Here is a 26,935-nt window from a genome sequence, read left to right as displayed (position 1 = left end):
GTTCAACACTATTCGGTCCCTTCACGTCTCTATATGCTCAACGCGGCTTAGCGGCGGGCAGCGTCGTAGTCCTCGGGAGTCAGGGTCATGGTCTGACCGGCCATGGTGCACACGTAGTTACCGTTCGAATCCTGCACCGCGTTCTCAACGCACTGGCTCGCGAGAACAATGCCGAGCACCATCATAGCAGCAGCAGCAATCATGCCCAGCGCGCCGGTGACAATACCACCAATCGCCATGCCCTTACCGGAAGCGGTACCGTTCTTCACCTTCACCAGGGCAACAATACCCAGAATCACGCCGACCAGGCCCAGAACAGCACCAAAAACCATCAAGCCAGTGAGCAGACCAATAATACCCAGAATCAGCGAAGCAATCGCCAGAGCCGAGCTCGGGGTCGGCTGGTAGCCGGGGTAGCCGCCCTGCATGTTGTATGCGGGTGCCTGCTGCGGTGCGGGGATGAACTCGCCCGGGTTCTGCTGGTAGTTCGGGTTCTCAGACATGTGTCTCCTCAAAAACGTATGGTGCTCGCGGTACACCGCGAATTTTCAACCATTATACGCGAGGAACCGCGCCCCGCCCCTACCGGCAGTCACCGAACCAGCCGCGCATCCAGCCGTTGCCTCAGCCCTAACCGAGGTTACGGTAACGCATCGCGCGGCGCGCCTCCAGGTCATCCTGACGCTCACGCAAAGCCTGACGCTTATCGTACTCACGCTTACCGGTCGCCAAAGCAATCTCAACCTTCGCGCGACCATTCGAGAAGTACAGCTTCAGAGGAACCACCGTGTAACCGGTCTCCTTCAGCTTCTGCGCCAGCTTATTAATCTCAGAACGATGCAGCAGCAGCTTACGGCGACGACGAGCCGCATGGTTCGTCCACGTACCGTAACCATACTCCGCAATATGAATACCCTCGAGCCACATCTCGTTATCGGTCACCTGGCAGAAACCATCCACAATGGACGCCCCACCATCACGCAGAGACTTCACCTCAGTACCCAGCAGAACAATGCCCGCCTCATAGGTATCCACAATGTTGTAATTGTGGCGAGCCTTCTTATTCTGGGCAATAATCGCGTTATTCGGGTCCTTCTTCGCGTCTTTCTTCTTTTTCTGAGCCATCACTCAATCCTTCACGTCTTAGCTCTCTTCAGCCGCGCGCCCCGAAGCGCGCCAGCGAATACCAGCATCAATAAAGGCGTTCAAACCGCCATCCAAAACATTAGAGGTATTACCTTCCTCGTAGCCGGTACGCAGATCCTTCACCATCTGGTACGGATGCAGAACATAGGAGCGCATCTGGTCACCCCAGCTTGCCTTAATGTCGCCGGCAAGCTCCTTCTTCTTCGCGTCCTCCTGCTCCTTACGCAACAGCAACAGGCGAGACTGCAGCACACGCAAAGCCGCCGCACGGTTCTGCAACTGCGACTTCTCATTCTGCATCGACACCACAATACCGGTCGGCAAGTGAGTCATACGCACCGCCGAATCCGTCGTATTCACCGACTGACCACCCGGGCCCGAGGAGCGGAACACATCCACCTTAATCTCAGACTCGGGAATCTCAATAGCATCCGTCTGCTCAATCAGAGGAATCACCTCAACCGCCGCGAACGAGGTCTGGCGGCGGCCTTGATTATCGAACGGCGAAATACGCACCAGGCGGTGAGTACCCGCCTCCACCGACAGACGGCCAAAAGCGTACGGTGCGTTCACCTCGAAGGTCACCGACTTCAGGCCCGCCTCCTCAGCGTAGGAGGTGTCCAGAACCTTCGTCGGGTAGCCGTTCTTCTCCGCCCACCGCAGGTACATGCGCAGCAGCATCTCCGCGAAATCAGCAGCATCCACGCCACCGGCGCCCGAACGGATTGTCACCACAGCCTCACGCTGATCGTACTCACCCGACAGCAGCACCAGCACCTCAAGCTCCTCCAGCTTGGCGCGAATCTCAGCGCACTCACGCTCAGCGTCAGCAAGCAGCTCGGCGGCAGTTTCCTCGTCCTCAGCCTCGGCAAGCTCCACCATCACCTCAACATCATCAATGCGAGAAGACAGCGAACGCAGACGATTCAGCTCCGACTGCTTATACGACAGTGCACTCGTCACCTTCTGCGCGTTCTCCACGTCATCCCACAAATCGGGTGCGGCAGCCTGCGCAGACAGGTCCTCAATAGCGCGCTCAATCCCCTCAATATCGCTCACAGCAGCAATAGAGGTGAAAATCGCGCGAAGCTCTTTAATCTCAGCAGAAAAGTCGAAGGATGCCATAGCTTTTAACACTATCGCGAAACGGCCAGAAAGTCCCGCCGTTACAGCCCGCAACAGCCCACAGCGCAGAAGGATAAGGCAGGCAGAGGGAAGAACCCGCGCAACGAAGACCTAAAAAGGGCATAAAACGAGGGCGCATCCGCTAGCCGTTACACTACCTTGCGGATGCGCCCTCGCAGTCTAAGGGGCTCACAACACACCAATAAGCGAGTGAGCCGATAAGCCCGTGCGCCGATACGCCCGTGCGCCGTTGATGGACGCACTAATCGGTGGACGGACCCTGGCTCGTCTTCAAACGCGACGAACCGTGAGCGGTCACCTCAATACCATCAGGCACCAGAATCGACAGCAGCGGCGGACGAATACGAGCCGACAGGTACACGTGCACACTGTGATCAGAATCCACGGACACATTCTCCAGACGCAACGCATGAAAATCCTGCCCCGGCTGAACCTCAGCCAGGTACGCGCTCGCATACTCCCACGCCGCCGAACCACTCGCTTCATCAGGAGTGCGCATCGTGCGGGTAATCGAGTTCGCCTGAGCGTCCGCCACATCCTGCAGATGCTGAGTTTGCAGATACGCGCCCGTAATCGCCACTGTCACCGAACCGATGAGCAGAAGCAACGCCAGCATGCCCACAATCAGCGGGGCAATGCTGCCCTCTTCCGGGTCTGAGGCGACCGGGTCAGCGGCGAGGCGGTCTGAGGCGATCGGGTCAGCGGCGAGCGCCCGGCTCTGCGCACGGGCACGAACCTGTAGACGGGCACGACGGCATGCGTTAGCGTAGCGCTCCCGCACCGAGGAAAGCAGGCGAGCCGGCGATAACAGGTGAGCGGGCGAACCATTAGGAATCAGCATGACCAGACCCCCAACTCGTCGCATGAGAACTCACCGGAATCACGCCGCCACCCATAAACGAAGGCAGTAGCGGCAGACGCGCCTGAACCGTCACCGTGGCGTACGCCTTTGTACCCGAGACGCACTCCCCCGACGCACAGCTCAACGACACGCTCACATCGGAAGGCTCAACCCCGTAATCCGCGGCAGCATGCACCGCCAGACGCTGAGCCAAATCCGGGCCAACCGACGAGTCCTGCGGCTGCTCCTGCACGTACAGCACCACCTGGGCGCTCGCCGCATGAGCCGCCATCACCGAAGACTGCAAGCTAAAAATCGTCAGAATGCCGTAGAGCACCGGGATGAGCAGAGTAATACCCAAACCCAGGAACTCCACAATGGCGCTACCCTCTTCAGGATTATGCCGATTAGAGCGGCTCTTCAGGCGTTCCTTCACACGCTGCCGAAGCGAAAAGTCGCTAATCACCGGAACGCTGCTCCGCATAAATCGCATGCCCCTTCACCTCAATAGAATCCGGAAAACCCCACGGGCCCAGCACCGGCAACGGAGACTTCACCGTCACCTCCAAAGTGCGCACACCCGTAGAATCACTACTCTGACGGTACGAAATATTCTCAGCATACGAAGACGGAAGAACCCCCTCAATCATCTGACGGGTACGCTCCATGCCCTCCTGCGGAGTGCGGTCACGCATCGTACCGTAACGTGCCCCAGCCGCCGCAGCATCCACCAACATGGTTCGTGCATACAGGGCGAAAGAAACCTGCAGAATCGCCATGGTCAGCAACACCAACAGCGCACCGACCATGACGAATTCCGTGCTGGCGTCACCGCGCTCGCTCTCCTCCACAGAATATTCCGCGGAGGATAGCTCAGCGGCAATCAGCTCAGAAGCGATGCGGGACTTACGCATTACTGGTGAACCAGAGCAATCGCGTCGTTGAACATCTTAGTCAGAGCGGGCTGAGCAATCGCCAGGATAGCGGCAACCAGCACGGCGCTCATCATGGTGATCATGACCCAGCCGGGCACGTCGCCGCGCTCGGGGTCATCCTGCTTGTTCTTCAGGCGCAGAGCCAGCAAAGATGCGATAGCCAGGGCGATCAGCACGGTGAGGGTGGTGCGGAAACGACGGAACATAATTTTCTCCTTCTATCAAAGGGGGTAGTGTGTGGTTGGTGCGGCGCGCCAGGCAATCAGCCCAGCCCACCGCGGTGCAGCCGGTACAGTGTGTACCCGCCGCAAAATCTAAAAGTTCAAACGCATGAGCGACAGGCCCGGGAAGACCGCAAAAATTACAGTCAGCGGCAGGATGAAAAACACCACCGGGGCGAGCATCGCAATCTCCTTCTTACCGGCTGTTTCCATCAGCTCACGCTTAGCGTTATCGCGCACATCCTGAGCCTGCGCACGCAACACATCAGCCAGAGGGGTACCGCGCTCAATCGCAACAGCAATACCCTCAACGAAGCGGCTCAACGCCGGAACGCGAGTACGCTCCGCAAACTCCTGCAACGCGCTCAGCAGCGAAATACCGGTGCGGGTCTGCGCCAAAATCTCAGAAAACTCACGAGCCAACTCGCCGCGAGAGGTCAAACAGATACGTTCCAAAGCCGCCAGCGCCGACTCGCCCGCCGTCACCGACAGAGCCATCATCTCCGCCAGCGCCGGGAACTCAGCAACCAGCTGCTTCTCACGCTTAGTCACCGCCTCACCCAGCCACCAGTCACGCGCCAGAAAGCCGCTCAAACCGCTCACCAGCACCAGCACAAGAGCCACCAGGATGGAGAAACGCTCCTGCACCACGCCGATGACGGTCAAGGCACTCATGACGGTCACACCGGCAAGAGCCCACAGCAGCTGCTCAGCACGAAACGCGCTCACACTCTGCGAAGAGCCAGCACGACGCAGACGCTCCTGCACTGAACTATCGCTCAGCGACGAGCCGCTCAACGACGAAGACAGCGAACGCAGAAGCGGCGCACAGAACGCCGAAATCGCCTCCAGCAGGCTCGGCTCACGGCGCTCCTGCTCCTTCAACAGCGACTCACGCAGAGTCTCACCGCGCAGCTGCGACGCCACACGATCAGAAAACGAAATACTGCGAGTATTCAGCACCGACGAAAGAATCAGACCCACGCCGGTCGCCAACAGCAGACCAAAAATCAGAGGCAGGTTCACCCGAAAACCCTCCGTTCACGCGGCAACTCACCAATACGCAGCATCAGACGGTACGCCGCCAAAGAAATAGCGGCACCGGCAATCATCAGCATCGCACCGGCAAACGAGTTATAAACCATGCGCGCGGCAGGCTGAGTCGCCATCAGACACAGCACAAACCAGGGCGCCACACAGGAGAGACGAGCCGCATTCACAGTCCACGACTGGCGAGCCAGAAGCTCCGAACGGGTACGCGCATTCTCACGCAGAAAATCACTCAGCGTGCCCAGCAGCTTACCCAGGTCCGAACCACCCACCTCGCGGGCAATCTTCAACGCCTCAATAATGGTGTCCGCCACCGGGTCAGAGAGGTACTCCTTCAAACGGTTCAGCGAGGGCACGAACTCACCCGACGCACGGTAATCACGGGAGAAATGGGCAAAGGCATCACGCAGCTCTTCCGGGCCGCGGTACGAGAGCTGAATCAGCGCCTCCGGCAAGGACAAACCGGCACGAATCGCCGAACGCAGGTGGTCCACCGCATCCGGCCACAACTGCCAAATACGGGCATCCGCCGCGCGGGCACGATGATTCACAATCACGCGAGGCGCCGCAAAACCACCAATCAGGCCCAGCAGACCCAGCGGCAAAAGCTGAGTGACCATCAGCAACAGAACCGAGGCAGTCACACCGCTGGCGACGCTCACCCACATGAACGTGCGAGGAGTCAGCGAATGCATACCCGCCTTACGCAACGCCACAACCAGCGCCGGGTCGTTACTCGGCTTCGGTGGCTTGCCGTTATCAGGAAAGCAGGAAAGGTAAATCAGGCAGACGCCCAACCCCAAAATCAGGCTCAGAAACAGGGGCATTACTGACCCGCCTTCGCCGCAGCCAGCACCTGCTCGGGGCGGTGACCGGCACGAATCCAACGGTCCGGGTTCGGCAGCTCCAACGCTACGCACACCATCTGACCGTCACGGCGCACAAACAGCGGGGACATCTCAATCACGCCGTCCTCAACGCGGCCGCCCAGCATGCTGATCTCTTCGACCTGGCGCTGACCGCGCGAATCGCGGCCGCAATGCACCACAATGTCAAAGCAGGACGCCACGGTCGGCACCACGAACGCCGAGGAAATATTCTCGCCCGCCAGCAGCGGCAGGGTACAAATCTTGGTCACCGCGTCACGCGCCGAGTTCGCGTGAATCGTGCACATACCTGGCAGACCCGCGTTGAGCGCAATGAGCATATCCAGGGACTCCGCCTCACGCACCTCACCAATGAGGATGCGGTCCGGGCGCATACGCAGAGCCTCCTTGACCAGGCGGCGCAACTCAATCGCGCCGGTGCCCTCAAGGTTCGGCTGGCGGCACTGCAGGCCCACCACATCGCGTAGCGGAACCGCGAGCTCAAAGATTTCTTCGCACGTAATCACGCGCTCACGCGGCGGAATAGACGCCGACAGACAGTTCAGCATCGTGGTCTTACCCGCCTGGGTTGCACCCGAAACGAGGATGTTCATGCCGCTCTCCACCGCCGCGTGCAGCAGGGACGCCGCGCCGGCGCTCAGCGAGTTCATGCGCACCAGGTCGGGCAGGCGGCGGGCACGCACCACGAACTTACGGATATTGATGCTCGTGTGCCTGCGAGTAATATCCGGAATCACCGCGTGCAGGCGGGAGCCATCCGGCAGGGATGCATCAACAAACGGGGAAGAAAGGTCCACGCGGCGACCCGAAGGCTTGAGCATGCGCTCCAGCAAGCTATTGATCGCCTCGGCGCTCAGGTGCAGACCGGTCAATTCGCTTTCGCCGTTACGGGCGATAAAGATTTCGTCGGGAGAGTTGATCCAGATTTCTTCAACGCTCTCGTCATCGAGGAACGGCTGAATCACACCAAAGCCGCAGATTTCATCGTGCAGGCGCTGAATCACGGATTCGCGGTCACCCAAATCCGGCAGGGAAATGCGGGCGCGCCGCTGCTCATAATCGGTCAGGTGCTCGTCAATGAGCCCGCGCACCGCATGCTGGTCCTCGTGCGGGTCCAGGCTGCGGTGGCGCATTGCCTCACGGATATTCTCCTCGAGCAGAGTTAGATGCTCCGCCCTGGTATCCAGTACGGTGTTCTCCATTGAAATGATCCGATGCTGTGCGTGGTGTGGTTGTGTGGAATACAGTGAAGCATTGATACATCAATGCCACCATCACCCTACCCTCAGCGCATCAAATTTATCAAAATGTAATAAAATGCCCCTTAATATTTACGAGTATAGTATTTAAGTATTTTTGATGCATAGAATTGCACATATCGTTACCCAACGTGCACTAAAATCCAAAACACCTAGTCAGCTGTGACTCGCAGAACAGTTGCAGGTACGCTCCTCGAACCGCTCACCGTTGACCACCGCTATATTACACTCGGTGCACACGTAACATTTCGTCTTAAAAGCCGCAGCCCCCCCTAGTAAACCGCAAGAACCCTACCCAGCAGCAGCGCCTTCCCGTGCGCAACTTTCGGGCGCTCCTTCCCAGGTACAGCAAAGGGGCGTGCACTCCCCCATCGGGAATACACGCCCCATCACAAGCGATACATCTAGCGGTTAGTCGCCGCCACGAATCACCTTCACAGCTTCCTTAATCGGACCGTCAAAACGCAGGTTACCGTGCTCCAGCACCACGCCGCGGTCACAAATCTTCGACACCAAATCCAGGTCGTGGCTCACCACGGCAAGAGTCTTACCGGCAGAGCACAGCTCCTGAATCTTCGCAATACACTTCTTCTGGAACGGCTCATCGCCCACCGCAAGAATCTCATCCACCAGGAAGATATCCGGGTTCGTATGCACCGCAACCGAGAAGGCCAGACGCAGATACATACCCGAAGAGTAGAACTTCACCTCTGTATCGATAAAGTCGTGAATCTCAGCGAAATCCACAATCGAATCAAAGGAAGCCTCAATCTCATCCTTGGTCATACCCAAAATCGCGCCGTTGAGGTACACATTATCGCGGCCGGTCAGATCCGGGTGGAAACCAGCGCCCACCTCAATCAGACCCGCAATATTGCCGCGCGTGAGAACCTCACCCTCATCGGCGCGCATCACACCAGAAATCATCTTCAGCAGCGTGGACTTACCCGAGCCGTTCAGACCCAGAAGAGCCACACGCTCGCCCTGACGAATATCCAGGCTCACGCCGTTGAGCGCATTGAACTTCTCCGAAAGATCACCCTTGCGGCCCTTAATCAGCCACACAAAAGCTTCCTTCATCGAACGGGTGTGGCGCAGAACGAAGCGCTTCACCAAATTCTCCACGTGAATCACCACGGGAGCGTCCGGGCTCACCGGCGGGAACTCAAGCTTCTTAATATCCACAGAATCAGAGCTCCTGGGCGAAGTTGCCCTCAAACTTACGGAAGAGCAAATCACCAATCAAAACGGTCAGCAGAGAAATACCAATGGCAATCGGAGTCCAGAAGCTGAAGAGATGCGGAACCACCTGCGAAGCAGGAAGCGCCAAATCCTCAGGACGGAGCGTCGGATGCCAGAAGCCATAGTGGAACAGCTCCACCGCAACGGTCAGCGGGTTAATCATGAACACGTTGAACACCCACGGGTACAGGGTGTCACGCACCATGGTCCAGGAGTACAGCACCGGCGAGAACCAGGTAGCCACCATCAGCAGCATGTCCACGATGTTCTCCGAATCTCGGAAGAACACGTTAGCCACACCGAAAATCAGACCCAGACCATAGGACAGCAGCATCACGATGAGCATGCCCGCCAGAATCGACTCAAAAGCCAACAAGGACGGATGCCAGCCCACCGCAAAGCACGCCAGGAGCATGACCACAATCTGCGGCACAAAATGCACCAGAGCCACCCACACCGTAGACAGCGAGAACAGCTCACGCGGCAGGTAAATCTTGCGAATCAGAGCACTGTTAACCACCATGGCGCGAGCACCATTGCCGAACCCCTCCGAGAAGAAGTTAATAGCAATCATGCCCGAGAAAAGATACACAGCGTAGTTGTGCATACCGCGTTCCAGGCCAAGGAAAAGACCCATGGCAATGTAGAACACCAGGAACTGCACACCCGGCTTAATGTAGGACCACAGAATACCCAGCACCGAGCCGCGGTAGCGGACCTGGATTTCCTTATCGACCAGAAGTCGAAGCAGGTAGCGATTCTTCATCGCATCCAGAATGCCGCGGCCGCGACCGGGCGCCTTCAGGGGAACAGACTTCAAATCGCTCATCGGGTCAGCTCAGAATCCGTATGCTCAGCAAAGGTCTTAGCCCACGCATCGTAGGACGCAACCTCTGCAGCCTTCGAACGGTACTGCTCACGCAGCTGCTCCCAGCCGGTCACCAGCTGGACGTGCAGCTTAGCTGCCTGAGCCAGCTTCGACTTCAACTGCTCGGGGTCGCGGCGGTACCAGAACAGGCCGGTACCCTCAGCGTTAGTCGCCAGAGCCGAATCGAACTTCGACAGGGTCCACCAGTTGGTCTCACCGTAGTTCAGCTGAATCTGCGGGTGAGCCTTCGCCTCTTCGCTCACCGGCTTGAACAGCTGACGAGCAACAGTCTTCGCGGTCCAGGAAGCAAGCTTCTTGTAACCGGGGGACGCGAAGGAACGACGGCCACGGAACGGAGGCTTCTTCGTCTGAATAGCCGGGAAGTCATCCACATTCGGCTTCACCTGAGACTCCGGGTACTCCTTAGCCATCGCACGAATCACCGGCAGACGCTGCGAGAGCGAGGGGTGCAGGTGATCGGGGCCGGAGAGTAGATCCTCCAGCGCCATCAGGCGGCCAGCCTCAGTGTAGTACTGCATGGACAGGGTGTGCTTGACGTCCAAGAACAGGGACTCCAGCAGCACGCGGCCACCCTTATCGAAGGGCGAGTGCAGCAGCGCCGTAATGAGGCGGTTGCGCTCGTGGTAGTACGCCTGCCAGCCGACCGAGTCATCCTTATCAGTCCAGGAAACGTGCCACACGCCCGCACCGGGGAAGGACACGGTAGCGAAGCCCGCGGCCTTAGCGCGCAGACCGTACTCAGCGTCATCCCACTTCAGGAACAGAGGCAGGGACAGACCGATTTCCTTGATGACGGCGGTCGGGATGAGGCACATCCACCAGCCGTTGTAGTCCACGTCCACGCGGCGGTGCAGCCACGGGGTGTTACGCAGATTGTGGTGGCCCAGGTTGTGACCCATAGCCATGTCTTCGTGCGGCTTAGCGTAGAAGTTACGCCACGGGTCAACGACCTCACCGAACGCATGCAGGACCGAGCGGTCGAACATGTCGAACATGTGCGCACCCACGATGGTGGGTTCCTTGCAGTAGTTCGCGAAGGTCACCATACGCAGAATCGACTCGGGCTCAACGATGACATCGTCATCGAGCAGCAGCACGTAATCGGAGCCGTTGTTGACAGCCTCAAACATGCCGCGCGAGAAGCCACCGGAACCACCCAGGTTGCCCTGGTTAATGATGCGGAACTTACCGGAAAGAGGCTTGACGACCTCTTCGAAGTCCTCGTGATCCTGCACCTTCTGGGTGCCCTGATCCACAATCAGGAACTCGTGCACAGCATCGAAAATCTCGGGGCTCTCACCCAGAGCACGAATGTTGTTAATGCAGTACTCCACCTTGTTCATGGTGGTAATCTGCACAGTCGCCTGACCAGCCTTCACGTCTGCGCGGGGCTCAATGTCGCCCAGCCAGTTCGCTTCAACCAGCTCAAGGTCGGTGGTGCCAGCCAGGTCGAACCAGTACCAGCCGCCGTCACCGAACGGTGCCAGGGGCAGCGTGAAGGTGTTGGTTTCCTCGCCGGAGAGCAGCTTCGCATCCACGCGCTGAATCACGCCACGGCCGTTGGACTTGTACACAATGACCATGCCCTCGCCGCGAGTCTGAACGCTCAGCACGACCTTCTGCAGGTCAGTCCAGCGGCGCCAGTACGAGGCGGGGAACGCGTTGAAGTACGTACCGAAAGACAGGCTCTGGCCCGCGTTCACGGTGATGGAGCGGCGGCTGTTCAGGCTGTTCGCGGCATCACGGTTCGCGCTAGCGTTCGATACAGACTGACCGGAGGTGTTCATCGCCTCCGCAATGGAGGTGGAAGCGTCGCCGTCAATACGGGTGGGCAACTGAACGCCGGTTGCGACACTCGCGTCCACGTACAGGGGCACGACGTCAGTCTCAACCGCGCTCGGGAAAATAACCCGCTGCAGGTTCTTCAAAGTCTTATCAGCCATGGTTATGCGTCAACACCACCGGACTCGATCTTCGCACCGTTAGCGAAGTGCGGGCGGATCTTGTTGTCGAACATGGACAGTGCAGCACCGATAGCCATGTGCATATCCAGGTACTTGTAGGTACCCAGGCGGCCACCGAACAGCACGTTGTTCTCACCCTTAGCCAGGTCGCGGTACGCCAGCAGCTTCTCACGGTCCACGGAGGTGTTGACCGGGTAGTACGGCTCGTCGCCCTTGTTCGCGAAGCGAGAGTACTCGCGCATGATGACGGTTGCGTCCTTGGTGTAGTCACGCTCGGGGTGGAAGTGACGGAACTCGTGGATGCGGGTGAAGGGAACATCAGCATCGGGGTAGTTCATCACGGAGCAGCCCTGGAAGTCCTCAATCGGAAGGACTTCTTCTTCCAGGTCGATGGTACGCCAGGACAGGTCACCCTCAGCGTAGTCGAAGTAGCGGTCAACCGGGCCGGTGTAGACCACGGGAATCTGACCCAGGACGTTCTCGCGAGAGTACTGGTGACCGGGCTCGAAGAAGTCAGTGTTCAGGTGCACCTCAATGTTCGGGTGCGCCGCCATACGCTCCAGCCATGCTGCGTAGCCGTCAACGGGCAGACCCTCGTACTTGTCGTTGAAGTAGCGGTTGTCGTAGTTGTAGCGAACCGGCAGGCGGGAAATGATGGATGCGGGCAGCTCTTCCGGCGGGGTCTGCCACTGCTTAGCGGTGTAGTGCTTGATGAACGCCTCGTACAGGGGGCGACCAATCAGGGAGATACCCTTATCGTTCAGGTTCTGCGGGTCGGTACCAGCCAGCTCGCCAGCCTGCTCAGCGATAAGCGCCTTTGCCTCTGCGGGAGAGTAAGCTGCGTTGAAGAACTGGTTGATGGTACCCAGGTTAATCGGCATGGGGTAGACAATGCCGTTGTGGCGGGTGTACACGCGGTGTACGTAGTTGGTGAACTCGGTGAAACGGTTCACGTACTCCCAGACACGCTCGTTGGAGGTGTGGAACAGGTGCGCACCGTAGCGGTGCACCTCGATACCGGTCTGCTTCTCCTTCTCGCTGTATGCGTTACCACCGATGTGGGAACGGCGGTCCAGCAGGGCAACCTTCAGGCCCAGCTCAGTGGCAGCCTGTTCTGCGATGGTCAGACCAAAGAGGCCCGAACCGACTACTACGAGGTCAGCGGTCAATGTTTTCTCCTGTATTATCACGGCGCACCGCCGCTTCTGAGAGGGCGGTATTCACCTACCAGATTGGACACATCCGAGGGTTCTCAGTCGCGCCGCAATCCGCACGGGTAGGGGCAAAAAGCCCCACCCATGATGGATATAGTCATAATCTAAGATACCCGTTTATCATGCCTCACGCATACTTATGACGTGTTTTTAGTGGCTTTTGGACTATTGTTCGCACACTCTTTCCCCAAGTGAATATTCTTCACGAACCCCGAGGTCAAGCGGGTCTGAGCGAGTTCCTTTTTCTGCAGACTTTGACGTTCCACCAACGGCGAGGAAAGTTGGTTTACGGGTAAATATTCATCGTGAATAGCGATCGCGATTTTGCTGAACCACCAAACGATCGACGGGACAAAGCCGTGACCCAATTCGGATATCGGAGTCTTCTAAGGGCGTCAATGAGGATGCGCGAGCAGGGTCAAGCATGGATGTTTCAGCGGGTGCACTGCCGGGCTTTCGAGCGGCAATCTGGGCAGTATGTCGGTGAGTTATCCACAGTTTTTCGAAAAACGGGGCGAAAAATTCAAAAAATACGAACATGTTAATTTATGTACAGATAATTTATTGAGCTTTAATGCTTTTTAATGTTTTCTGAGGGTATGACTCTCTTCTTTCTCGACCACCACAACACCACCGACGCGCTCCCCTACCCCCGCGTACTCCGACTCGACGGCGAGGCGGCACCCACCGGAATACAGCTGCACCCCGATAGCGCACACCAGCAGGCTCTAGAGCAGGCACTCAACGAAGCTCTACATCACCCTGCACCCGGCGCGCACACTCAGGCACAGGAGACGACGTTCCAGCTACTCCCCGCGCACGATAAGAACCCCGCCGGCGCCTCGAATGCGCCAAACAGCCACATCCCGAACGAATCTCAAACTCCGGGCGCGCCCGCCGTCAGCATCCTGCACATTCTGCGCGGACCCGACGCGGGCGTAACCTTCCCCATCAGCCGCGGCCGCACCAGCCTCGGCAGGGCGGCACTACCTGCCCGTGGAGGAGAACAGTCGCACCACATTCACCTGCAGGACCCCTTCCTCAAGCCAGTGCACGGCAGCTTCTACGCCGATAGCTCCGGCATCCGCTGGGTCGAGAAACGCCCCGCCGCAAGCGAGGGCAGCGAGAACGCACAGGGCGGTAAGAAGATGCAGAGCGCCGAGCCGCGCATCCTGCTCTGGGATGAGCCTTTCCGTCTCGGCTCCTCACTCTGCATGCTCACCTCCCCCAGCGCAGACGGCGAACACACCGTAGAAAAGGCGAGCACGCCTGCCACGACCTCTGGCGAGCCCGTGCAGATGCTCGCTCCCCTGGGCGATGCAGGAAACCCCTTTGAGCCGGTGGTGGTGAACCCTCCCGCGCCGCGTAAGCTCAAGCAGATTCTGTTGAGCGTGTGCCTGCCGATCGTGGTGGGTCTAATCATTGCGCTGGTGACCGGTATGTGGTTCCTTCTGCTGATGTCTGCAGCGTCTTCGCTGCTGATGCTTCTGCATTTCTTTGGCGGTCGGGCGGAGAACCGTGCCGCATCGCAGCAAACTCATCAGGCGGCGTTGCAAGAAAAGGAACGTGCCCTCGCCCTGCCGACCGCGGGCGACCTGGCGATTTCGGGCCCCTCTGCCCTGCATGATGCCGCCTACCCGGCTATTGTGCTCGGGTGCGGTCCCCGCCATCCCTACCTGCGCGGCCGCAACCTCCCGCTGGGCGCTCTGGAAAAGCAGGATGCGCCCCACTATCTGCCGCTACCCACCCCGACTCTCGGTCACTACCTGAATCTGGAGGAGGCGCATCTGCGCGCCTACCTGGTGCAGCTGGTGGCGGGTTATCCGGGTTCGGTGCACGTTCTGCTGGCTGGCACTGAGAGCGCTGATCAGCAGCGCACCAATAGTCTCTTGCAGACTCTGGCTGTGGTGCCGGGCGTGAGCGTGCATTGTCTGCCGGGCGCGCAGCAGGAGAAGTATCTGCAGGCCCTGCAGAGCAGCTTGCAGTCGGAGCTTTCGGTTCCGCCGCTGATTCTCATGCCCCTGCAGGCGAGCCCTGTCTACGCTCCCCTGCTGACCGCGCTGAACTCTGGGGCAGTCGCGGAGGCTTCGCAGTCCCGTGCATTCGCTTCCCCGCGTGAGCAGAAGATGAACGCCCCGGCGCTCTGCGTGCTGGGCAACGCTGAGGGTGATAGTTCCACCCATGCACCCGGTGCGCTTTTTGGCGCCGCCTGGGTTGAGTGCGCGAGTGAGGGTAGCCACCGTCAGAGTATTCGTTACCGCGCGCAGGGTTATGCGGCGCCTCCGGTGCAGCCCACCGAGGGTGTCTACCAGGTGCATCCGCTGGCGTGTGAGGGTCTGTGCCAGCACGCCGACGGGCTCAGCGTTGAGGCGTTCTGTGCCGCTCTTGAGAACCTGTACCGCACCGGATGCGAGCAGGAGCAGGGCGCGCTCGGTGAGGCGCAGGTGCACCAGTCGGCGCATCTATTCTCTTCCCTGCAGGCACAGAGCGCGCGACAGAAGAACCGCACCGATGACATGGCGGTGGAGTCCGTTCTGCAGCGCTGGTCCGCTCAGCGTTACGCCTCCGATATTCGCTGCTACCTGGGTGTTTCTTCGGGTGGATCGCTGAATATTGGTCTGTCTGAGCACGGCCCGCACTGGCTACTCGGTGGCACGACGGGTGCCGGTAAGTCGCAGCTGCTGCGTTCGCTGGTGCTCAGCGCTGCGCTACGTTACCCGCCCGAGCGCCTCGGCCTGATTCTGGTAGATTTCAAGGGCTCGGCTGGTTTGGGTCCTTTGGCTCAGTTGCCGCATGCGCTCAGCGTGTTGAGCAATTTTGATATGTCCGCGGTGGAGCGTGCGCTCGAATTTTTGCGCGCAGATATTCACCGCCGCGAGGTGGATCTGCAGGCGCTCGGCGTGAACTCCTACCGCGACTACCTGGCATCCTGCCAGGCTGCGATTACGACTCCGCGCTATCCCGAGCTGCTGATCGTGGTGGATGAGTTCCGCATGCTCATCGATTCCATGCCGGACGCTATGGCTGAGCTGATGCGCATTGCCACGATTGGTCGCTCACTGGGTCTGCACTTGGTGTTGGCGACTCAGCGTCCGCAGGGTGCTATTTCACAGGATATTCGCGCCAATATTGCCACGAGTATCTGCTTGCGTGTGGCGAGCGCACAGGATTCCTATAACCTGCTGGAGCATGAGTCTGCGGCGTATATTTCGGCGGCACATCCGGGTGCCGGGTATGTGCGCCTGCCGGATGGTCGTTCCCTGCCGTTCCGCGCCCCGCTGGTGGATGCGGTCCCTTCGAACAGCGATGCTCGTCCGGTGCAGGTGCTGGGTCTTGAGGAAGGCGGCTGGCGTGAGCTGACTGCCGTTTCTGCCGTTCAGACGTTGGGCGGCAATGAGGATGAGCTGCTGATTCATTCGGCACAGCAGATTCGTGCGCTTTATGAACGCGAGTACGCTCCGAAGAATCTTCAGAAGAATGCGGCAGTTGAGGATGAGTACTGCCCGATTCCGCCGGAGCTTCCCGAGAGCACCCAGTTGCCCGTGGTGGAGGCGCCGGTGAGCGAACCTGTAGCGTACGGTATTGACCCGGCGGCTACCTCTCAGGTTGTAGATTCTCAGGAACCCGCAGACTCTGGCGCGGCTTCCGAGGGGTATCTGCTGGGCGAGCTGGAGATTGCCCGCTACGGTGTGCGCCGCCCGATCAGCTGGTCGGGTCAGCAGACGCTGGCGCTGTTGGCTCAGAGCGCCGAACGTGCCCCGATGCTCTACGGGCTTTTAGCTCAGGCGTTCGCCGCCCGCACGCCGGTTGTTCTGCTGACCTCTGACGGTGCGCTCTACCGCGACCTGGAGCCCTACGCCGGTACCTTTGAGGCGCTCGTGGGTGCGCAGGAGCTTTCGCATCTGCGTTTCTGCCTGGAGGAGCTGCGCACCCCGAACCTGTGGGGCACCGAGGCTTCCGCCCGCCCGCTCATTGTCGTGGACGGTCTGGACAGTTGGCTGGAGGCACTGGTCCGCCAACCCGATACGGAGAACCTGCTCTACGATCTACTCTCGCAGGGGTGCCGTCGCGGCTATTCGGTAGTGTTCACCTCCGCGTTGAACCCGCGCGGTCGTTTCGCTGCAGCGGCACATGCCACGCTGTTGAGCCGCCGCTTCTTAGACGCCGACCTGATGCGTTCCACGAGCAAGGACTACCCGACCCCGGCGCAGAGCCACTACTGCGTGGAGGGTGCCATTAATGAGAAGTTGATTGGGGATCAGCCGCTGAGCGCGTCGATTCTTTCGCCCTGCGTTGCGGGTTTCCAGGAGCTGATTCAGGTTCTGCGGGGTAACGCCGCGAGCGCTTCTAGCGGGTCGAATACTCGCCCCGGCACTCTTCTGCGGCAGTTCCCCGAGTACTATCGCATGCCCTCGACCGAGTACGTGACCGCCGCCCACGCCGCCTGCAATCCTCAGGGCGCTAAGCTGCTGGTCGCATTTGACCGCCGGCAGATGCCGGTGTGGATGAGCGTCCCGGCTGGCGCGGTAGTTCCGGTGCAGGGTTCCCGGTCTGCGGGTAAAAGTACCCTGTTGGAAAGCATTGCTCAGCTCAACCCGCAGCTGGAGACCCTCGTCCTTGAGGGTTCTGGCGGCACCACGGGTTCTGGCGGCACGTCGGGTGAGCCGCCGAGCGTGGAGCGTACCCGTGCGCTCCTGGACTCGGTGACAAACCCCGCGCGCACGCTCGTGCTCATTGATGATTTGCAGTACCTGCAGCCCGCCGTTCAGCAGCTACTTCTGGAGCGTCGAGGCGAGTTCCGCGCCATGCTGGTCACCTACACGCCCTGGCCGAGGCGCGCCTCCTCACCCCTGCTGGCTGCGCTCATGGGATGCTCTCGTGCGCTTCTACTCGCACCCGCATCCCTGGCGGATGCCGACATGTGCACGGTGACCGCGCTACCACTGGATCGATTCACGCAGGGTGAGCAGCCCGCCGGTCGCCTGGTGGTGGTGGATGGAGCCTCCGTGTACGCGGCGCAGGTTCCCCTGGCTCTGACCACGGCAGCGCAGGCTGTAACAGCTACGCAGAAGGTGCCGGTAGCGGTCTAGGGTTTAGTGGTTTAGCGGCGTCGGCGGCTGTACTTCTCTGCTTCTTCGCCCGATGCCTCGGTGACCGCCTCAATATAGCGGCGACTGCTGGGCATGAGCACGAAGATGAAGGCAACCGCCGCACCAATAACACCCGCAATCGTGATGGACTGGCCAATGTTCAGACCGTAAGCACTCACGTTCATAACGAGGGTACTTGCGGTGACCCACAGTGCGCAGAGGGTAATCAGAATCATGGGCAGGCGCGAACCGAAGCGGCCGCGGTAGAAACGCAGGCCAAAGTAGGTCATGCCCGCGGCAATGAGCACCTGGAGTACGCCGCCCACAATCGCCTGAGCAGTAGACATTCCGCTGATGATAAAGGGGTAGAGGATGCCGCGAATCAGGATGTATGCCGCGAAGGTTTCGGTCAGGGCGAATGCATAGATGACGTTGAACGGGCGTGACGGCACGGTGGGCTCCTCATGGGTAGTGTCGGCGGCAGACCGGGATGTACTCAGCCCGATGTGCTGGTGCGTTAGCGGGTGGGTACTCCCCTGCCTCGGGTTCGCCTCGGGTTCACCGCCTCGTCGTCGGTGCGGCATTTCAGGGGTAGGTACCGCTTTATATTATGCCTGAGGTGCCGCTCACCCAACCGCCCACGTCTCACCCATGAGACGAGACGCAGAATATGTGTGTCAGTATGCGATTCCCCGCCCCCTCAATTAGACAAAGGTTTGCCTAAGTGATAGATACCTCAGCGTAATACTGAAGTTTTTAGAGAAAAGTACTTGTCACATCCGCTCCAACATGCGAAAGTTGATAAGTCAATTTTCACCCTAACGCTGGGTGAGCATCCCGTCAGCGGATGTATTTGACACGCGCACAGGAAAATAGATGTGTCTTGCCACCGCGTGAGACCGTAAATCATGAAGGAGGTCCACCGTGGATTGGCGTAGTCGTGCAGCTTGTTTGGACAAGGATCCGGAGCTGTTCTTCCCCGTAGGAAACACCGGACCTGCCCTGTTGCAAATTGAAGAGGCTAAGACTGTCTGCCGCTCTTGCGAGGTTGTAGACGTCTGCCTGAAGTGGGCCATCGAGACCGGCCAGGACTCCGGCGTATGGGGTGGCACCAGTGAAGACGAGCGTCGTGCGATGAAGCGTCGCGCAGCTCGTGCCCGCCGTGCATCCTAACTTCCGGAGTATTCAATAGGGCATCAAAAGCGTGGTGCAGTGATATAAAGTCACTGCACCACGCTTTTGCCATATACAGAACCTATCTAGACAGCAAACTGCCGCCACCCCGTACTCGGGGCGGCGGCAGTTCTACATGTCATACGAGAAGGGCTTAGACGAGCACCGCGGTAATCACCACGCGGGTGCCCTTCGGTTCATTAGCCTCCCAGCGAATCGAGCCGTTCAGCTCGCTCGCCACCAGGGTACGCACAATCTGCATGCCCAGGCCTTCCTTACCGGTCACCGGGCGGTAGGCGTTCGGGCCGGACTCTTCAATCTTCTTATCGCCCATGCCCTTACCGTCATCAGTAATCACGACGGTGAGGATGTTCTCACCCTCATCGTTGGTGCCGCGAATACCCTCGAGAGTCACGGTGCCGGTCTCGCCGTCCAGGCCGTGCTCGACAGCGTTCGCGACAACCTCGTTGATAACCAGTGCCAGAGGGGTAGCGAACTGGCTCGGCAAAGACCCAAAGGAACCAATCAGCTTGGTAGACACGTGCTGGCCGGGGGAAGCAAGCTCAGCGGCAAGGTGGAACTGACGCTCAATCAGCTCATCAAAGTCGACGTTCTGAGTCAGGCCCTGCGAGAGCGCCTCGTGCACGGTAGCGATCGTTGCCACGCGGCGCATCGCCTGCTCCAGGCCCTGACGTGCCTCATCAGTGGTCATACGGCGTGACTGCAGGCGCAGTAGAGCGGACACGGTCTGCAGGTTGTTCTTCACGCGGTGGTGGATTTCGCGGATAGTCGCGTCCTTGGTCATAAGTTCCAGTTCGCGGCGGCGCAACTCGGTCACGTCACGGCAGAGAATCACGGCGCCCTCACGCTCGATGCGGGCGCGCCTCTGCACCAGCAGCGGGATGGATCGCATGGTCACGCGAGCACGGGCAATAACCAATTCGGTGCGCAGGTCGCTACGACCGGCAAGGACCAGCTGCAGGGTTTCGTCTGCCTGTTCACCGGCAGGAAGCATCGCACGGGTGACGTCGGCAAGGTTTTGCTTTTCGAGGTAGCCGGTCATGCCCATGCGGTTGTACATGGAGTTCGCATTCGGGGAGGCAACCACCACGCGGCCGGCGGGGTCAAGCACAATAATGCCGTCGATCACGCGGGGGTTGCCCTGGGTGTTGTTTCCCTGGGCGAGGGGGTCGGGCCACAGGCCGGAGTGCACCATGGAGAGCATGGTGTCGGCAGTATATTCGTAGACCTCGTCGCTGATGGAGGGGTAGCCACTGGGTGTGGCAATCTTGTGGCTGGTCAGCAACGCAATGGTGCGGTTGTTGCGCACGATAGGCACGAAGGTTACGTGTACGCGCGGGCGGGCACCAACGCCTTCACCGCTTCCTTCGTCGGTGTAGGTGCTGATGTTCTGGTCAATCCAGACGCGGTATGCTTCGTCGCGGATTCCGTCTTCCATGTCGTGGTCGATGATGTCGTGGTGGAAGAGGGTTCGGACGTTGGAGGGGCGCACGTGCGCGAAGGCACGGAAAGTACTGGTTACGCTGGGACCGGATACGGCGTCCGGGGAGCTGCCGTCGGCAACAACGTAGTCGGTGGGGAACCATAGAACCAGGTCACTCTGGGCGATGTCAGAGATGACCTGCCATTCGCCCATGATGAGGTGAACGCGTTCAGTGTCGCCGGGACCGAAGTCGCAGGCGCTCATAATTCCTTCTGCAAAAGACATATGTTTGTGTGCTTCCCTAAGTTCGGGTGTGTTCAACCATTTTACGGTTTGTTCGCCGCAAATCCCATTCAAACGACAATACGTGGAATAGTTTACAGAGCATTTCTTGGAGCGCGCTTTTTAATCGCATATATGACGCAGCGCAATGAGATGCACCCCTCAGTTGTACAGTGAGGCATTCGCACTACTCCCCCGTTTCGACCCCCGTGTGAAGGCGCAAAAACCCGGCGTATCGGCGCTCTGCAGTTCCTAGAAGAAACCGAGAGAAACACCGATACGCCGGGGTTTCGTTCGCCCGCCTCTGGCGGGCATTAGTTGTAGCTGAACGGACCTGTACGCCGGGGCTGAAGTTAAGCGCCGGGGCGTACCGCGTACATACCCTCGAGCATCGCCTCCAGGGACTGCACGACCGCGTGGCGGGGCGCCACCTCCAGCAGTGCCTCACCGTTGCGGCGCAAACGGTCCATGACCTTCCGTTCGTACGGAATCACGCCGGCGAGCGGGATGGACAAGTAGCGTGCCCAGTTCTCGCGCATCTTCGCCTCGGGATTGAACCCGGCGGCTTCGCGGCGGCTGCGGTTAAGCCAGTACTGCACATCCGTTTCGGGTGCGAACAGATCCGGGCGTGCCTGCACCTCGCGGGCGAGGTTGATCAGGCGCGGCAGGCCAATCACATCTGCTTCACCCAGTACGATCACGCGGTCGGCGCAGGCGAGCGCGGTGAGGGTCGCGGCGTTACGGCGCGGTGCCGGACCGTCAAAGGTCAGTTCCTCGTCGACCTCGATGGGGGCGGCAACATCGCAGATGACCAGGTCGTAGCGGTGCTTGAGCCATTCGAGCACCTCGGCGAAGGCGCGGGCACGCACCTCGGGCCAACGCGAGGAGGAGGTGATGCCGCTCAAGAAGTCGAAGGTGCCGTTTTTGAGGGGCACTCGCTCCATGATGGCGCCGGCTTTCTTCTCGTCGAGCTGGGCGCGGTCGGCGTCCGAGCAGAGAATTGCCAGGCCAGAGCCGGTATCCTCGAGCGCCATGAGCGCATCCAGGCTGGGCGCGTAGGTGTCTGCGTCGATGAGGCAGACCTGCTGACCCTGCTGCGCCGCGAGGGCGGCGAGGTTGAATGCGATGGTGCTTCGGCCGGGTGCGCCGTGAGTGCCCCAGACGGTCACGATCTTGCCGAGGCGGTGGCCGGGCTGGTAGCGGGAGGGCGCGGCGGGGTCCTGGTTGATGTCCGGGTGCTGTGGCAGGGTGCCGTCGTTGTTCTCGTTCTGCACATGCAGGGCGTAGTCGTTGCCGGGTGCGAAAGAGTCGACGATGGCGGCGGCCTGGCTGAGCACGGATTCCTCGTTGCTGGGCACAACGGAGGAGGCTTCCGCCGGGTCATGCGCGCTGGGTGCGCCGGGTGCACCGGGCGCGTTTCCGGCGGGGGCTGCGGGGTCGATTCCGTAGCTTCCGTAATCGGCGCCGTAGGGCGCGCCGGCGTTTACGGCAGTACCCGCGGCGGGGTCGTAGCCGTAGCCGCCCGCCCCATGGCCAGCAGCTCCGTTATCGTAACCGTAGCCACCGTACGCGCTGTCGTAGCCGTACCCTGCATCGTATCCGTAGCCTGCGTCCTGACCGTAGGCGGCGTGCGCCTCCGGCTGATGCACCGCCTGCGCGGGAGCCTGATTCGGGGTCTGTGCGGGCACGCCGTAGCCTGCGGTGGGTCGGGCGAGCGCCGCATCCACAGCCTGTTCGAGCGAGCCCAGAATCTCTTCGAGAGCAGCTTCGGGGCGGATTCGGTGCGCCTGCGTGGGCAGCGGCAGGTTGTCCGGGGCGATAATCGCCAGGAGCACTTCAGAGGCGGCGAGCGTATCCACGGTGGAGGCGCTCATTTCGGCGGGCACATGGACGCAGAGCAGCACGCGGGCAATGCCGGTGTGCGCCATGCCGACGGCTTCGCTGAAGTCCTGCACGGTACGCGCCACGGAAACGCGGCCGCGCTGGGATTCGATGCGGGTCAGGAGCGAACCGTCATCGCCGTAGAGGATGACGGGGATGTTCACTGGCCCTCCCCGTAGGTGCCGGGGATGAGGCTGATCTTGGAGTCGCTGTTGCTTTCTTTCACGAGGTCGGTGAGGGCTTCTTCCTTGACCCACAGCTGCACGGTTGCTTTGCCGTTGGCGCCGAGCACGCCCTCGTCGACAGTGATGGCGACGATTTCTGCGTTGGTGACGATGGCGCGGGCACCGTTTTCGGCGCGGTTATCGCTCTTGGTGTCGGGGTTGCGCGGGCCGGAGGTCCACACGTCTACGCGCTCGCCTGCCTTGAGTGCGGAGGCGGCGGTGCGGTCAATGCTGACGGTGACGAGGCGGCGGCCCGGGGAGGTTTCGGTGCCTACGGATTCTTTGCTGATGAGGTTGCCGGCGGGGATGCGCTGAATCGCGATTTTGCCGTTCATCTGCGCGGCATCGGCGCGGGTGAAGTACTTGTCTTTGGCGGAGTCGATGTTCGCTTCGATTCGGGCTAGTTTGTCTTCGGTGATTTTTTCGCCGAGGCGGATTTCGCTTTTGGCGGTGTAGTACTCGGTTTTGCTGTTATTTGCCTGCACGTAGAGCTGCACGCCGGTGATGGAGGCGAGCACGAGTAGTACACCGAGAATGAATCGCCAGTCTTTGACGGTGGGCCTTTTGAGACGTTTGGCGTGGGGCTCGGTGAGGGTGGAACGCTTCGTCGCGTTCTGTCGTATGCGCATGATGTGGTTGTGCCTTTCGGTGCGGAAGCCGGCGGTGATTCCGGGTGTTGTTCAACTGACCGATGAGCGAGTGGTGTGTTTTCGATAGTGCTTTATTTGGTTCTGACACTAACCCTAACAGCATATTTCATTTAGTACTCTCTCTCAACAAGAGCCGTGTTTATGAAATATTTTTGAGTCTTGCCCCTTTTGAAGGGGTGATTAGATAACTTTTCAGCTCATATAAGGCTTTTTGCGAGCAAATTTCACGGTGATGGCATATACTGAAAGTACTCAATAGATGTTCTGTATGGACTCTATGTAAAAGGCTACTAACGGTAGCTAGGGGCCCAGGATTTCACTCACGGAAAGGATCCAATTCGATGACTGCACCTCGTTTCCTCACTCTGAGCGACGTCGCCGAGGAGCTGCAGGTTTCGCTTTCGCAGGTACGTGCTCTGGTGCGTAGCGGCGAACTTCCCGCCATCCAGATTGGTGGGCGTAACCAGTGGCGTATTGAACGCTCTCGTTTTGAAGAGTACATTACCGAGCGCCACGAGCAGACTCTGGAGGCAATTGCTTCCGGCAAGCTCACTGCAAAGGCTAAGGCTGAGTAGTATTCGACATGCACCTCGCGGGCGTAACGCTCGAGTGGTTTCAGAAAGGTCCGCTCCTCTCGCATGAGAGGGGCGGACCTTTTTGCATGTATTTATGCTTTGATGCGGGTGTTTATGCTTGTCGGGTGGGACATTACGCTAAGGCCCTTTCCGACGGCATCACCCGCTATTTGTCGCATATTTTTAGCGCGAGATGCGGGCAATCACCGCGCTGACGCGAGCCAGCGGAATGGTGCGCACGCCGGCGCCGCGAGGTGCACGGGAGTAGCCGGAGGCACCCTGACCGTAACCAGCCTGCCCATAACCACCCTGACCATAGGTTCCCTGCGCGCTGTAGGCTGCACGCGCGTACTGGTCGCGTTCATAGATGCGCGGGTACTGGCCGCCGTTGAGCAGGCGCAGTTCAAGGAAGTCGGCACCGACTCGCTCGATCACGCCGTCGTAGCTGACGGTGCCACCCTCGAGGGAGAGGCGGACGGGTTCGCGCGCCATGGCGAGGGAGCGGAGGGCGAGCTGAATTTTCATGCGGTAGCGTTCGGGGCGAATATCGGCGCGCCCAGGCGCGATGCCACCTTCCCACCAGAGCATTCCGCGCAGGGGGATGATGATGTTCTCGCCGCGCGCTTCGATGCTGACCCATTCTTCGCCAACCATTTCGAGTTTGCCTTCGTAGGTTTGCATGTCGGTGGCGCAGATGCGGATGGGGCCGCCGACCTGCGCGAGGAGGCGGTCGTCGAGGGTGATGGTGGAGTACTGGACGCGGGCGACTTGGCGGGCGTCCTGTTCCATATCCCAGGCGCGTTCGGAGGCGAGGCGCGCCTCAATGTCTCGTAGGAACTTTTCCATGCTCATGCTATGACCCTACCTGAGGATGGGGGCGGATACGAACCGGGACATTTTCTGGTCAGATGATGATTCTCAAACCTGATTTTTGTACCAAATTCCACCAAATTATATGTTTTTCATGCATTTTGATGCTTTTTGCTTCATTTTTAGCGTGACTTCCTGTATAAATGAAGCAACACCAAAACACATCAAACACACCATTTGGAGGTCATTGTGGACCATCTTTCCACGCCGGGTCAGGCGCCCGCAGCCTTCGCTTCACGCCCTGCCGCCGCGCCTCGTACTGTCAGCGTAGAGGTAGCCGCCGGCACCGGCTCCGCAACCGAGCCCGGCGCTAAGGCAAGCTACCAGGACGCGCTGCTCTTCATCGCCCCTCCCCTGCTTTCCGCGGCGGTCTTGGGCGCGTTGAGTATGAACCTGCACCGCATCCCCTCGGCACACCCGCTGGCAGATGCTTCGTTGCTCTGCGCTGGCGCGGTAGCAATCCTCATTGCCGCCTGGTGGTTCATCAGTTTTATCTACGCGCTCTTCTACGCTTGGTCTTTGCGCGTTTCGAGCCACAACGCTGACCGCACTGTGCTGAAGGTTCCGGCGATTTTCCGGCCGCGTTTTATGCGCCGCATCGTTCTGACGCTTGGCGGCACGGCTCTTGGAGTGGGTGCGGTCTTGGCTCCCGCACAGGCTACGGTGGCTACGCCCAGCAACGCCGGGGTAAACGGCACGGAGGGCATGCCGCAGACGACCATTTCAGCAGTTATGGCAGCAGATTCATCGATTACCGCGGCGGCAGACGCCAGCTCAGATGCGGTTCTCTCCGATACCGCCCCGAATCAGTCCGCTACTCCCCTGACCCTTTCTGCTGAGGTTCCCAATATTCCCCTGGCTCCCGAGCCTTCGGAGGCGGCAGGCTACCTGCAGGACCGTAGCCCCTTCTTTTCTCCTCCCCGCACCGAGGCGGGCACCTACTCTTACACGGTTCAGGCGGGCGATACGCTCTGGTCGATTGCCGCCGACCAGCTGGGCGAAGGCACCGACGCCTCCACCATTTACGACTACACCCTCGACATTTACGAGGCGAACAAGGACGCTCTGGGTCAGAACGCCGAACTGCTCTACGAGGGGCAGGTTCTGCAGATTCCCGAACAGCCCGTTCACTAACCTCACCCGCGTCTTCCACCCCATTCCACCTCATCCTAACAGTCTTTCGTTCGCTCAACTCACCTCACATACCCTGCACCGAAAGGAGCCGTCATGAGCTTCTCCAACCTTCTCCCCCGTTCCCCGTGGACCCCGCCGCATCAGCCTGCCTCCCGCGACAACCAGCCTGCCAGCCCGTATTCAAAGCGTCAGGCGGCTCGCACCTCCCAGCCGGTGGCTCAGTCGGTGCCCCAGCCCGCGAGTGCCGAGCAGGTCGCTCCGCTACCGGAGCAGGGGCAGGGCACGATGGCTCTGGTGCAGAGGCGGAACAGCGCGTCGGTCTATTCGCTGTTGCCGCTGCCGCGTTATGAGCAGCATTCGGCGCAACGCCCGAAGGTAGTGAAGAGGGGCCGCCCGCTGCGTCCTGCGGATGCATTGGCTCGCCAGTTGGAGGGTCGTTGCGCGGGTGTGGCGATTGCTTACCTGGAGATCATGTCGGCTCGTCGTTCGCGTCAGCAGCTGGCGCAGTGGGTGTCAGCAGATTGTTTCCACCGTCTGCTACCGTTCTTCCCCAAAAATCCGCGTCAGGTGCGCAAGGAGATGCTGTTGACTCTTCCGCCGGTTCTGCTGCGGGTGCGAGCGCAGAAGGTGCACGAGGAGCTTTACGAGGCGGTGGCGCTATTGCGTTGTGCGGATAAGGTTCGCGTGGTGACCATGCAGATGCGGCTGATTCACGGCATGTGGCTGATTACCTCCATCGAGCAGCCGCAGAGCCGCTTGGACGAAGACTAAGGCTTCCCCGGCTTCCCCTACAAAACACACAGACAAACAGAGAGGGT

At 59.8% G+C, this 26,935-nt stretch carries 24 protein-coding genes; 5 read left to right on the top strand and 19 right to left on the bottom strand.

The genetic code is table 11. The features are described 5' to 3' along the window. Positions 1-47 precede the first annotated feature (47 nt). The 14 genes from HMPREF2928_RS04960 to glf all read right to left on the bottom strand — a co-directional run bounded on the left by HMPREF2928_RS04960 (position 48) and on the right by glf (position 12,749). Positions 48-503, bottom strand: coding sequence for a DUF4190 domain-containing protein (locus HMPREF2928_RS04960; protein ID WP_049349499.1), 456 nt, complete (start codon positions 501-503; stop codon positions 48-50). A 127-nt stretch (positions 504-630) separates the two neighbouring features. Continuing rightward, positions 631-1,125 carry an SsrA-binding protein SmpB gene (gene smpB, locus HMPREF2928_RS04955; protein ID WP_005505423.1) on the bottom strand — a complete coding sequence of 165 codons (495 nt, stop codon included), beginning with the start codon at positions 1,123-1,125 and terminating at the stop codon, positions 631-633. An 18-nt stretch (positions 1,126-1,143) separates the two neighbouring features. After that, on the bottom strand, positions 1,144-2,271 hold the full coding sequence (gene prfB / locus HMPREF2928_RS04950; RefSeq protein WP_005508590.1) for a peptide chain release factor 2: 1,128 nt from the start codon (positions 2,269-2,271) through the stop codon (positions 1,144-1,146). A gap of 262 nt (positions 2,272-2,533) precedes the next feature. After that, complete coding sequence (locus HMPREF2928_RS04945) at positions 2,534-3,157, bottom strand: pilus assembly protein TadG-related protein (protein ID WP_083311381.1); 624 nt, start codon at positions 3,155-3,157, stop codon at positions 2,534-2,536. Next, a complete protein-coding gene (locus HMPREF2928_RS04940) occupies positions 3,120-3,626 on the bottom strand; it encodes a pilus assembly protein TadE (protein ID WP_168165532.1) in 507 nt (168 codons plus the stop codon). Before HMPREF2928_RS04940 ends, HMPREF2928_RS04945 begins: the two co-directional genes overlap by 38 nt. Beyond that, entirely contained in the window at positions 3,592-4,047 is a 456-nt protein-coding gene (locus HMPREF2928_RS04935) for a TadE family protein (protein ID WP_070687519.1), read from the bottom strand. Before HMPREF2928_RS04935 ends, HMPREF2928_RS04940 begins: the two co-directional genes overlap by 35 nt. Next, a complete protein-coding gene (locus HMPREF2928_RS04930) occupies positions 4,047-4,274 on the bottom strand; it encodes a hypothetical protein (protein WP_070615005.1) in 228 nt (75 codons plus the stop codon). Before HMPREF2928_RS04930 ends, HMPREF2928_RS04935 begins: the two co-directional genes overlap by 1 nt. Positions 4,275-4,382: 108 nt before the next feature. Then, positions 4,383-5,315: a type II secretion system F family protein gene (locus HMPREF2928_RS04925; protein WP_070629383.1), complete on the bottom strand. Its 933-nt coding sequence runs from the start codon at positions 5,313-5,315 to the stop codon at positions 4,383-4,385. Next, a complete protein-coding gene (locus tag HMPREF2928_RS04920) occupies positions 5,312-6,166 on the bottom strand; it encodes a type II secretion system F family protein (protein ID WP_070687518.1) in 855 nt (284 codons plus the stop codon). The genes HMPREF2928_RS04925 and HMPREF2928_RS04920 overlap by 4 nt, the downstream gene beginning before the upstream one ends. Beyond that, entirely contained in the window at positions 6,166-7,428 is a 1,263-nt protein-coding gene (locus tag HMPREF2928_RS04915) for a TadA family conjugal transfer-associated ATPase (protein ID WP_070687517.1), read from the bottom strand. The genes HMPREF2928_RS04920 and HMPREF2928_RS04915 overlap by 1 nt, the downstream gene beginning before the upstream one ends. A 468-nt stretch (positions 7,429-7,896) precedes the next feature. Continuing rightward, complete coding sequence (locus HMPREF2928_RS04910) at positions 7,897-8,670, bottom strand: ABC transporter ATP-binding protein (protein WP_005505398.1); 774 nt, start codon at positions 8,668-8,670, stop codon at positions 7,897-7,899. 4 nt (positions 8,671-8,674) lie between these two features. After that, positions 8,675-9,556 carry an ABC transporter permease gene (locus HMPREF2928_RS04905; RefSeq protein WP_005505397.1) on the bottom strand — a complete coding sequence of 294 codons (882 nt, stop codon included), beginning with the start codon at positions 9,554-9,556 and terminating at the stop codon, positions 8,675-8,677. After that, a complete protein-coding gene (locus tag HMPREF2928_RS04900; RefSeq protein ID WP_070687516.1) occupies positions 9,553-11,559 on the bottom strand; it encodes a glycosyltransferase in 2,007 nt (668 codons plus the stop codon). Before HMPREF2928_RS04900 ends, HMPREF2928_RS04905 begins: the two co-directional genes overlap by 4 nt. 2 nt (positions 11,560-11,561) lie before the next feature. Next, entirely contained in the window at positions 11,562-12,749 is a 1,188-nt protein-coding gene (gene glf / locus HMPREF2928_RS04895) for a UDP-galactopyranose mutase (RefSeq protein WP_005508581.1), read from the bottom strand. 644 nt (positions 12,750-13,393) lie between these two features. On the opposite strand from glf, the gene HMPREF2928_RS04890 reads away from it, so the two are divergent. Then, entirely contained in the window at positions 13,394-17,884 is a 4,491-nt protein-coding gene (locus HMPREF2928_RS04890) for an FtsK/SpoIIIE domain-containing protein (RefSeq protein ID WP_246823564.1), read from the top strand. Positions 17,885-17,895: 11 nt separating this feature from the next. Here the strand turns inward: HMPREF2928_RS04890 and HMPREF2928_RS04885 are convergent, their stop codons facing one another. Continuing rightward, positions 17,896-18,336 carry an alpha-N-acetylglucosamine transferase gene (locus tag HMPREF2928_RS04885; protein ID WP_070687514.1) on the bottom strand — a complete coding sequence of 147 codons (441 nt, stop codon included), beginning with the start codon at positions 18,334-18,336 and terminating at the stop codon, positions 17,896-17,898. A 472-nt stretch (positions 18,337-18,808) separates the two neighbouring features. Here HMPREF2928_RS04885 and HMPREF2928_RS04880 point away from each other — a divergent pair, with 472 nt between their 5' ends. Continuing rightward, the gene (locus tag HMPREF2928_RS04880; protein ID WP_005505386.1) at positions 18,809-19,057 is read left to right on the top strand and encodes a WhiB family transcriptional regulator; all 249 of its coding nucleotides are present in this window, start codon (positions 18,809-18,811) and stop codon (positions 19,055-19,057) included. A gap of 154 nt (positions 19,058-19,211) precedes the next feature. Here HMPREF2928_RS04880 and HMPREF2928_RS04875 read toward each other — a convergent pair whose 3' ends face one another. The 3 genes from HMPREF2928_RS04875 to HMPREF2928_RS04865 all read right to left on the bottom strand — a co-directional run bounded on the left by HMPREF2928_RS04875 (position 19,212) and on the right by HMPREF2928_RS04865 (position 23,517). Continuing rightward, positions 19,212-20,786, bottom strand: a complete 1,575-nt coding sequence (locus tag HMPREF2928_RS04875; RefSeq protein ID WP_070687513.1) for a sensor histidine kinase — start codon at positions 20,784-20,786, stop codon at positions 19,212-19,214. A gap of 350 nt (positions 20,787-21,136) precedes the next feature. Beyond that, positions 21,137-22,828 carry a CpaE/TadZ family protein gene (locus HMPREF2928_RS04870; protein ID WP_070687512.1) on the bottom strand — a complete coding sequence of 564 codons (1,692 nt, stop codon included), beginning with the start codon at positions 22,826-22,828 and terminating at the stop codon, positions 21,137-21,139. Further along, on the bottom strand, positions 22,825-23,517 hold the full coding sequence (locus tag HMPREF2928_RS04865) for a CpaB family protein (RefSeq protein ID WP_070615027.1): 693 nt from the start codon (positions 23,515-23,517) through the stop codon (positions 22,825-22,827). The genes HMPREF2928_RS04870 and HMPREF2928_RS04865 overlap by 4 nt, the downstream gene beginning before the upstream one ends. Before the next feature lie 362 nt (positions 23,518-23,879). Here HMPREF2928_RS04865 and HMPREF2928_RS04860 point away from each other — a divergent pair, with 362 nt between their 5' ends. Beyond that, on the top strand, positions 23,880-24,113 hold the full coding sequence (locus HMPREF2928_RS04860) for a helix-turn-helix domain-containing protein (RefSeq protein ID WP_044150292.1): 234 nt from the start codon (positions 23,880-23,882) through the stop codon (positions 24,111-24,113). Between the two features lie 183 nt (positions 24,114-24,296). On the opposite strand, the gene HMPREF2928_RS04855 is transcribed toward HMPREF2928_RS04860, so the two are convergent. Then, positions 24,297-24,965, bottom strand: coding sequence for a hypothetical protein (locus HMPREF2928_RS04855; protein WP_005508573.1), 669 nt, complete (start codon positions 24,963-24,965; stop codon positions 24,297-24,299). Between the two features lie 207 nt (positions 24,966-25,172). Here HMPREF2928_RS04855 and HMPREF2928_RS04850 point away from each other — a divergent pair, with 207 nt between their 5' ends. Both HMPREF2928_RS04850 and HMPREF2928_RS04845 read left to right on the top strand, forming a co-directional pair. Further along, positions 25,173-26,117, top strand: coding sequence for a LysM peptidoglycan-binding domain-containing protein (locus HMPREF2928_RS04850; protein ID WP_070687833.1), 945 nt, complete (start codon positions 25,173-25,175; stop codon positions 26,115-26,117). A gap of 93 nt (positions 26,118-26,210) precedes the next feature. Further along, positions 26,211-26,888: an Rv3235 family protein gene (locus tag HMPREF2928_RS04845; RefSeq protein ID WP_049342198.1), complete on the top strand. Its 678-nt coding sequence runs from the start codon at positions 26,211-26,213 to the stop codon at positions 26,886-26,888. The last annotated feature ends 47 nt before the right edge of the window (positions 26,889-26,935 follow it).

Origin of the sequence: Rothia sp. HMSC072B04 (genome assembly GCF_001813725.1) — a bacterium.
GTDB lineage: Bacteria > Actinomycetota > Actinomycetes > Actinomycetales > Micrococcaceae > Rothia > Rothia mucilaginosa.
Note: the sequence above shows the minus strand (reverse complement) of the source record. Positions and strands in the feature narration are given on the sequence as shown.